Here is a 992-nt window from a genome sequence, read left to right as displayed (position 1 = left end):
GCCACGAGGTATCGGTGCTATGATGGCCATCACTCAGTCCTTTTGTCGGTATGTTTCGGTTTGGCGATTGATCAGATCGCACAAAGCGGACTGAGTTTCTCTTATCTTTGAGATCTACTATTAGGAACAGCTATTTAGCATATAGAGAAAACATTAATAATGATGATCAATTAATCGCATTGTTAAGTGAGGTTAAGAAAATTGCTTCTACTTACGAAGCATATGTATTCCTACAGAGTCGTCAAAATGATCACAAAGCAGCAGCATTTGTAGCAGCATCAGCTCACCAGTTGATTTTTCAGATAAGCAGTGTAATAGATAACGAAAATAATTCCGATGCTTTAAACGATCACTATATTGCCCCGCAAATTTCAGCGTCTCTACTTTATTTTATCGCTGGCTATACTGCAGATTCGTCAGAAATGATCAGTAAAGTTAGCGTCAACAACTGTCGAAATATAGAAGTTAAAATAATTAAAGCATTGCAATCACTATTGACAGGCCAATTAAAATATTTTGATGCTAATCAACCTGACTCTCTTTTAGGGAATGAATGGGGAGAGATTGCCGCATCCAATGCGTTATGGGCGCATATCCATCGTGGGATAAATATTCTTTAAAAATCTATTTCAAGCAATTCTGATATATTTAGTGACTCACTTGAAGAGGCCATCTCAGTATTTAATCAAGTAAAGATTTTATCTGAAAGCAATGAAGAGATAACTCTAAATAGCTGATCCTAATTGTGAGTCTTTTTTGCCATCCCATGACCTGAGCCAGGATACGGTGATGCCGTCGCCATAAAGTGCTTCACCTGTGCCAATAGCTGGTACATGTACTTGCATTGATGATTGCGTGTGATGGTAGAAGTGGCCCCCAATTTTCGGACATGACTTTAAGTGATTGATCTGTTTTGATAGTCCCCAGAAAGACTGGAGCAGATGATGACAAGAAAACGTAGAAACCACTCACCCGAATTTAAAGCGAAGGTG

General features: G+C 38.8%; 1 protein-coding gene and 1 pseudogene. One reads left to right on the top strand and one right to left on the bottom strand.

The window, feature by feature from the left end:
• Positions 1-107 precede the first annotated feature (107 nt).
• A complete protein-coding gene (locus GMA8713_RS25795; RefSeq protein WP_062715524.1) occupies positions 108-620 on the top strand; it encodes a hypothetical protein in 513 nt (170 codons plus the stop codon).
• Between the two features lie 119 nt (positions 621-739).
• Here GMA8713_RS25795 and GMA8713_RS27585 read toward each other — a convergent pair.
• Positions 740-865 (bottom strand): annotated as a pseudogene (locus tag GMA8713_RS27585) (IS630 family transposase); the annotation flags it as partial.
• Positions 866-992 lie beyond the last annotated feature (127 nt).

The sequence above is a fragment of the Grimontia marina genome, assembly GCF_900060185.1.
In the GTDB taxonomy this organism is placed as follows: domain Bacteria; phylum Pseudomonadota; class Gammaproteobacteria; order Enterobacterales; family Vibrionaceae; genus Enterovibrio; species Enterovibrio marinus.
This window is presented reverse-complemented; position numbering and strand designations above follow the sequence as displayed.